Source organism: Immundisolibacter sp. (assembly GCF_028696615.1).
GTDB lineage: Bacteria > Pseudomonadota > Gammaproteobacteria > Immundisolibacterales > Immundisolibacteraceae > Immundisolibacter.
On record NZ_JAQVGQ010000179.1, the window covers coordinates 1 to 5729 of the forward strand.

The 5729-nt window shown below is 69.8% G+C and carries 8 protein-coding genes; 5 read left to right on the plus strand and 3 right to left on the minus strand.

Annotated features, from left to right (window positions below; genetic code table 11):
• The 5 genes from PHC73_RS10915 to PHC73_RS10935 form a co-directional block, all read left to right on the plus strand.
• Positions 1-429: HAD-IC family P-type ATPase (locus PHC73_RS10915; protein ID WP_300127948.1), on the plus strand; the 429-nt coding region annotated here is incomplete at its 5' end.
• A gap of 6 nt (positions 430-435) precedes the next feature.
• Complete coding sequence (ccoS, locus tag PHC73_RS10920; RefSeq protein WP_300127950.1) at positions 436-591, plus strand: cbb3-type cytochrome oxidase assembly protein CcoS; 156 nt, start codon at positions 436-438, stop codon at positions 589-591.
• Positions 572-1297, plus strand: a complete 726-nt coding sequence (locus tag PHC73_RS10925; RefSeq protein WP_300127952.1) for a sulfite exporter TauE/SafE family protein — start codon at positions 572-574, stop codon at positions 1295-1297. Before ccoS ends, PHC73_RS10925 begins: the two co-directional genes overlap by 20 nt.
• Positions 1298-1424: 127 nt before the next feature.
• Positions 1425-2183, plus strand: a complete 759-nt coding sequence (locus PHC73_RS10930; RefSeq protein ID WP_300127955.1) for a TIGR01458 family HAD-type hydrolase — start codon at positions 1425-1427, stop codon at positions 2181-2183.
• 68 nt (positions 2184-2251) lie between these two features.
• Positions 2252-2800 carry a host attachment protein gene (locus PHC73_RS10935; protein WP_300127958.1) on the plus strand — a complete coding sequence of 183 codons (549 nt, stop codon included), beginning with the start codon at positions 2252-2254 and terminating at the stop codon, positions 2798-2800.
• A 176-nt stretch (positions 2801-2976) separates the two neighbouring features.
• Here PHC73_RS10935 and PHC73_RS10940 read toward each other — a convergent pair whose 3' ends face one another.
• The 3 genes from PHC73_RS10940 to PHC73_RS10950 all read right to left on the minus strand — a co-directional run.
• Positions 2977-4665, minus strand: coding sequence for an amidohydrolase family protein (locus tag PHC73_RS10940; protein WP_300127961.1), 1689 nt, complete (start codon positions 4663-4665; stop codon positions 2977-2979).
• A 7-nt stretch (positions 4666-4672) separates the two neighbouring features.
• Positions 4673-5167 (minus strand): aromatic-ring-hydroxylating dioxygenase subunit beta, encoded by a 495-nt coding sequence (locus PHC73_RS10945; protein ID WP_300127964.1) that lies wholly within the window; start codon positions 5165-5167, stop codon positions 4673-4675.
• Positions 5164-5729: SRPBCC family protein (locus PHC73_RS10950; RefSeq protein WP_300127967.1), on the minus strand; the 566-nt coding region annotated here is incomplete at its 5' end. The genes PHC73_RS10945 and PHC73_RS10950, both read right to left, overlap by 4 nt.

Here is a 5729-nt window from a genome sequence, read left to right on the forward strand (position 1 = left end):
CAGACGCCGCAGCACAAGCTCGCCGCCATCCGCGATCGCCAACAGCGCGGCGAGCGCGTGCTGATGGTCGGCGACGGCATCAACGACGCGCCGGTGCTGGCCGGCGCCGACGTGTCGGTGGCCATGGGCGGCGGCGCCGCGCTGGCGCAAACGCAGGCCGACTGCCTGCTGCTCGGCGGGCGCCTGGCACCGCTGCTGGACGGCGTCGACACCGCCCGGCGCACGCTCGCCGTGGTGCGGCAGAACCTCGCCTGGGCGGCGCTGTACAACCTCGTCGCCATGCCGGCGGCGGCGGCGGGCCTGGTCGCGCCCTGGCAGGCGGCGATTGGCATGTCGGTGAGCTCGGCGCTGGTGGTCGGCAACAGCCTGCGCCTGCTGCGCGCGCCGCGCCCCGCAGCCCCACCCCGAGCCGCGCCGCAGGTCGCGTGAAGCGCCGTGGAGAGCCTTTTCATCCTCATCCCGATCACGCTGCTGTTGGTGGGCGTGGCCATCGCCGTGTTCTTCTGGGCCGTGCGCAGCGGCCAGTTCGACGACCTCGACAGCCCGGCCTGGCGCATCCTGGGTGACGACGATGACCAGCCCCGGCGCTGAACTCGGCTTTGCCGCCGCGCTGCTGGCGGGTCTGGCCGGCAGCGGGCACTGCCTTGGCATGTGCGGCGGCATCAGCGCTGCGCTCGCCGGCGGCGGCCGGGGGCCCGCGTGGCTGAATGCGCTACTGCTCAGCGCCGGGCGCATCGCCAGCTACAGCCTGGCCGGCGCCATTGCCGGTACCGGTGGCGCGCTGCTCGGCCGTGGGCTGGACCTTTTGCGCTTGGGGCAGACGCTGCGACTCGGTTTTGGCCTGCTGCTGGTGGCGGTGGGGCTCACGCTGGCGCTGCGCTGGCGGGGGCTGCTACGCATCGAAGCGCTCGGCGGGCGCCTGTGGACGCGCCTCGCCCCAGCGCTCGAGGGCCTGCTGCCGCCACGCGGCCCGGCGCAGGCACTGCTGGCCGGCGCGCTGTGGGGCTGGCTGCCGTGCGGCCTGGTCTACAGCATGCTGACGCTGGCGCTCACGAGCGGCGCTGCCGACCGCGGTGCACTGGTGATGGCCGGTTTCGGCCTCGGCACACTGCCGGCGGTGGTCGGCGCCGGCAGCGCCGCGGCGGGCGCGCTGCGGTGGCTGCGCGGCAGCGCCGGGCAGCGCGCCGCCGGCCTGCTGCTGGCGGTGTTTGGCGCGTGGACCGCGCTCGGCGCGCTGCCGCACGGCCAGCACGCCGACCATCGGCCCGCTTCGCACACCGTGGAACATCATCATTGAGGAAACACCGCTGCGCGGATGGCACCCACCCGCCCTCGGCCGAGTGCCAAACACCAGGCAGCATCCCGGCCGGTAAAATCGAAACCGCCGACGCAGGAGGCGGAATCGTTCCAACCAGAGGCCAACCATGCTGAACCTGCGCACCGTGCTACTCGACCTGGGCGGCGTGTTCTATGAAGGCGCCGGCCTGCTGCCGGGCGCGCAAGAAGCGCTGGCGCGCCTGCGCGACAGCGGCCTTACGCTGCGCTTCGTCACCAACACCACCCGCCAGAGCCGCGTGGCGCTGCTGCAAGAACTCGCCGAGCGCGGCCTTGCGATCGGCGAAGACGAGCTCCTCACCCCGGCCGGCGCCGCCCGCGAAGTGCTGCGCGCCCGCGGCCTGCGTCCGCTGCTGCTGATCCACCCGGGCCTAGAAGCCGATTTCGCCGGCATCGACACCACCGACCCCAATGCGGTGGTGGTCGGCGATGCCGGCGAGCATTTCTGCTACGCCACCCTGAACCAGGCCTTTCGCCTGCTGCACCGCGGTGCGCCGCTGCTGGCGCTCGGCCGCAACCGCTACTTTCAGGACAGCGACGGCCTGTCGCTGGACGCCGGTCCGTTCGTCGCCGCGCTCGAGTACGCCGCCGACGTGAAAGCCAAGCTGCTGGGCAAGCCTGCACCGGCCCTGTTTGCCGCCGCGCTGCGGTTTCCGGCCTGTCTGCCGGCCGAGGCGGTCATGATCGGTGACGACGTGGAGGCCGACGTCAACGGCGCCATCGCCGCCGGCCTGCGCGGCATCCTGGTCAAAACCGGCAAATACCGCCCGGGCGACGAGAGCCGGCTGCAGGCCGGCGGCGCCGTGGCCGACGACATCGCTGCCGCCGTGGCCGGCCTGCTGAGCTGACCGCGCTGCGCCGCCTCACGCCGGGTGTGGGCCTTGTCGCGGCGAGCTGGAGACCCAACACTGGTGGCATGAACTTCCCAAAGAACGACATCGCTCGTTCTTTTTTTCGACCCGGTTCCGTTTTTTTGACGACTTCCCAACCCAGCAAAAGGAGCATTCTGGTGAGTAAATCCATGACCCTCGTCGTCGCTGACAAAGCGCGGGCGCGGCTGTTTCGGGCCGACAAACCCCTCGGGCCGATCACCGAGATCGCGGATTTCACCCACCCCGAAAGCCGCCTGCCGGTGCGCGAATTGCTGAGCGACGCCCATGGACGCGCCTTCGACAGCGCCGGCCAAGGCCGCCACGCCATGGAGACCGACGTCGACCCGCGCCGCCAGGAAGCGCTGCGCTTTGCGACCGAACTGGCCCGAGAGCTGGAACAACGGCGCGTGCGGAACGAATTCGACTGCCTGGGGCTGGTGGCGGCGCCGGAATTCCTGGGACTGTTGCGCGATGCACTATCCGACCAATGCCGCGCCTTGGTGTGCCTGGAGGTGGACAAGGACCTGACGCACCTGCAGCAGGCTGCGCAAATTCGCAGCCTGCTGCCGGAAAAGCTGTTCTCGGCGCTTTGAGACCGGCCTGACGCGATCCGTGCCAGGCCGTTGAAAAAGCCTTTTCAACGGCCTGGCAAAGGACGCGCCGCGCTGATTCAATGGCGTAAGCCGTTGATTCAGGGAAAGCCGTGCGCGCATGACCCTTGCTCGTGCAAGCCGGACGAGGCCGGCGCTGGACTGTTTCAGCCTATGCGTCACGCCTGGTAGCTGCGCAGCACCCGCCCCGGCCGGGCGCCGTCGCGGTAGGCGCCGTTCTCGAACAGCACCTCGCCGGCCACGATGGTGGCGCGCACGCCGGTCGAATGCGTCACGAAACGCCGCCCGCCGCCCGGCAGGTCGGTGGCCCACTGCTTGTCGCCGCAGGCCACCGTGGCGGGATCGAAGATCACCAGATCAGCCGCCTTGCCGACGGCGAGCACGCCGCGGTCGATGCCGAACAGCTGCGCCGGGATCGACGTGAGCTTGCGTACGCCCTGCTCGAGCGTGAGCGCGCCCGTCTCGCGCACCCAGCGCTGCAGCAGGTGCGTGCTGTAGCCGGCATCGCACAGCATGTCCAGATGCGCGCCGGCGTCCGAGAGTCCGATCAATAGCCGGTCGTCCTGCACCAGCGGGATGGTGTCGGCGGGGTCGTAGTTGAGCGCAATGAGGTCGAAGGTGCTGCGCAGCTCGTCCTCGACAGCGATCTCGACCAGCAAGTCCATGGGGTCGCGGCCGCTCGCATCGGCGAGCTGGCGCAGGCTCTGGCCGCTCCGGGCGATGTCACGCGCCTGGTCGCTGACGCCGTCCAGCACGTAGAAGCGGCTCCAGATGTCGCGCCCGAACGCCGGGATGGTCTCAAGATCGTCCCGGAACGACTGGCGGAATTTGGGGTCCGCGTAGGTGGCGAGCTTTTGCTCGCGCGACAGGCGCATCACCGGCTGCCAGCTCGGGAACACGCCCAGGATGTACGGATTGGCGAGGTTGAGCTGAAACCGCAGCGGCCGGCAGGTGGTCTGCGGCACCGCCTTGTCCCAACCGGTCAGGTCCGCCACCGCGGCCAAGCGCTGCTCGTACGAGCGCGGCTGCTCGGCGGCGTTGACCACGGCGAGCCAGGTCACCGGGCGCGAGCTCTCGCGCACCAAAAGCTCCAGGAAATCGTGCTCGTCCTGCCCCATCTCGCCGCCGAGCTTGAGGGCGAGTTCCACCGCGCCACGCCGCACGTCCCGCAGCACGCCGCACAGCGCGCGATGCTCGTCAAGACTCGCGTTGCGGCAGGCCACCGGCTTGCCCTGATAGCCCACGTGCACGCCCTCGCGGGTGGTGGAGTAGCCGAACGCGCCGGCCTCCATGGCGCCCGCAAATGCGCGCGTCATGGAGGCGATTTCGTCGGGATTGGCGGCGCGTTCGAGCGAGGCCGCGCCCATCGCGTAGTGCCGCAGCGGCGTCATCGCCACCAGCGGCGCCACGTTGATGCCAAGCCCCCGCCGGTCGAGCGCGTCCAGGTAGTCGCCGAAGTGCTCCCACTGCCAGTCGATGCCGGCGCGCATCACGTCCAGCGGAATGCCCTCGACGTTGACCAGATCACCCATCAAAAATTCGCGCATATCGGCGCGCACCGGTGCCGTACCCACGCCGCAGTTGCCCATCACGGCGGTGGTCACGCCGTGCTCGGCGGACGGCGTGAGCAACGCGTCCCAAACGACTTGGGCGTCGAAGTGGGTGTGCGGATCGACGAAACCGGGCGCCACCACCTCGCCGTTGGCGTCGATGCGCTGCGCCGCCTCGCCCATCACCGCGCCGAGCGCGACGATGCGCCCAGCTTTGACCGCCACCCCGCCGGGGTAGGCCGGCGCGCCGGTGCCATCGACGATGCGGGCATTTTCGATCAGCAGGTCGTACATCATGCCCCCCTCAAACGTGGTACAGGTCGAGCACGGTCGGAATGAAGTCGTTCATCAGCGTGATGCGCTTGCCGGCGATGCGCCAGGCATCGCCCTGTTGCGCCAGCCGATGTTCGTACAGCCCGAAAAATGCCCCCACCTGCTTGTTGCGAAAGTAATCGACCCGGAACGACGCATGCAGCGTCATGCGGCCCGGCGCGTGGTCCAGTAGCAGGATGTTGCTGACCTGATGACAGGTGCGCGGCAGCGGCACCGACGCCGGCGAGGCGCCCGACACGAAGCGCTCCACGCGCTCGCGCAGCCGCTCGCGACCGGCCAGATACAGCAACGAGATTTCTGCCTGGGGATCGGTGATCTGCACGTGCTCGCCCACCCACGACGGCGCCCACAGCACGCAGTCCTCGGTGTAGAGCGCCAGCCAGTCGTCCCAGCGCTGGCGGTCGAGGCAATAACCCTCGCGGTACAGCAGCTCGCTGCCGGCGGCAAGCAACGCGGCCGGGCTCACGACTGCACCCCCAGCGCATCGGCCTGGCCGCGCTGCATCTGTTCGAGCCAACCCTGATAGACACCGAGGTACACCGCCTCACCCTGGATGCCGATGTTGCCGCTGATGGAGTGCAGCGGTTCGATGCCGACCGCGCGTGCCGCCTCGTCCGGGCCGTCGCGCAGCAGCGCGAGCCCGCGGTGATAACCCTGGTTCCACACGATGCTGCGCGCCTGATCGCCGAGCTGGCAGCGTTCGTAGATGACCGTATCGTCGGGCGTCGCGACGCCGGTGGCGCTGAAGAAATCCTCGTACTGACGGATGCGCAGCGCGCGCGCCTGCGGCGGCTCGCCCTTTGGCGCCAGACAGAACGCATACACTTCGGTTTTGTCCACCGCCACCGGACGCAGCAAACGCATCTGGAAGGTAGCGCTTTCCACCAGCAGGATGTTCGGGAAGATGGCGATCACCCGGCCGCTGACCATCATGTCGGCCTTGGCCTCGCCGAAGCGCTCGGCCATCTGCTGCCACAGCGCATACGACGGGCGATCCTCGCGCCGACCGGCGCCGCGCAGCCACATGC

Bases quoted from the DNA above. Each gene is read 5' to 3' on its own strand.
- PHC73_RS10925 (WP_300127952.1), top strand. From the start codon at position 572: ATGACCAGCCCCGGCGCTGAACTCGGCTTTGCCGCCGCGCTGCTGGCG.
- PHC73_RS10930 (WP_300127955.1), top strand. From the start codon at position 1,425: ATGCTGAACCTGCGCACCGTGCTACTCGACCTGGGCGGCGTGTTCTAT.
- PHC73_RS10935 (WP_300127958.1), top strand. From the start codon at position 2,252: ATGAACTTCCCAAAGAACGACATCGCTCGTTCTTTTTTTCGACCCGGT.
- PHC73_RS10940 (WP_300127961.1), bottom strand. From the start codon at position 4,665: ATGATGTACGACCTGCTGATCGAAAATGCCCGCATCGTCGATGGCACC.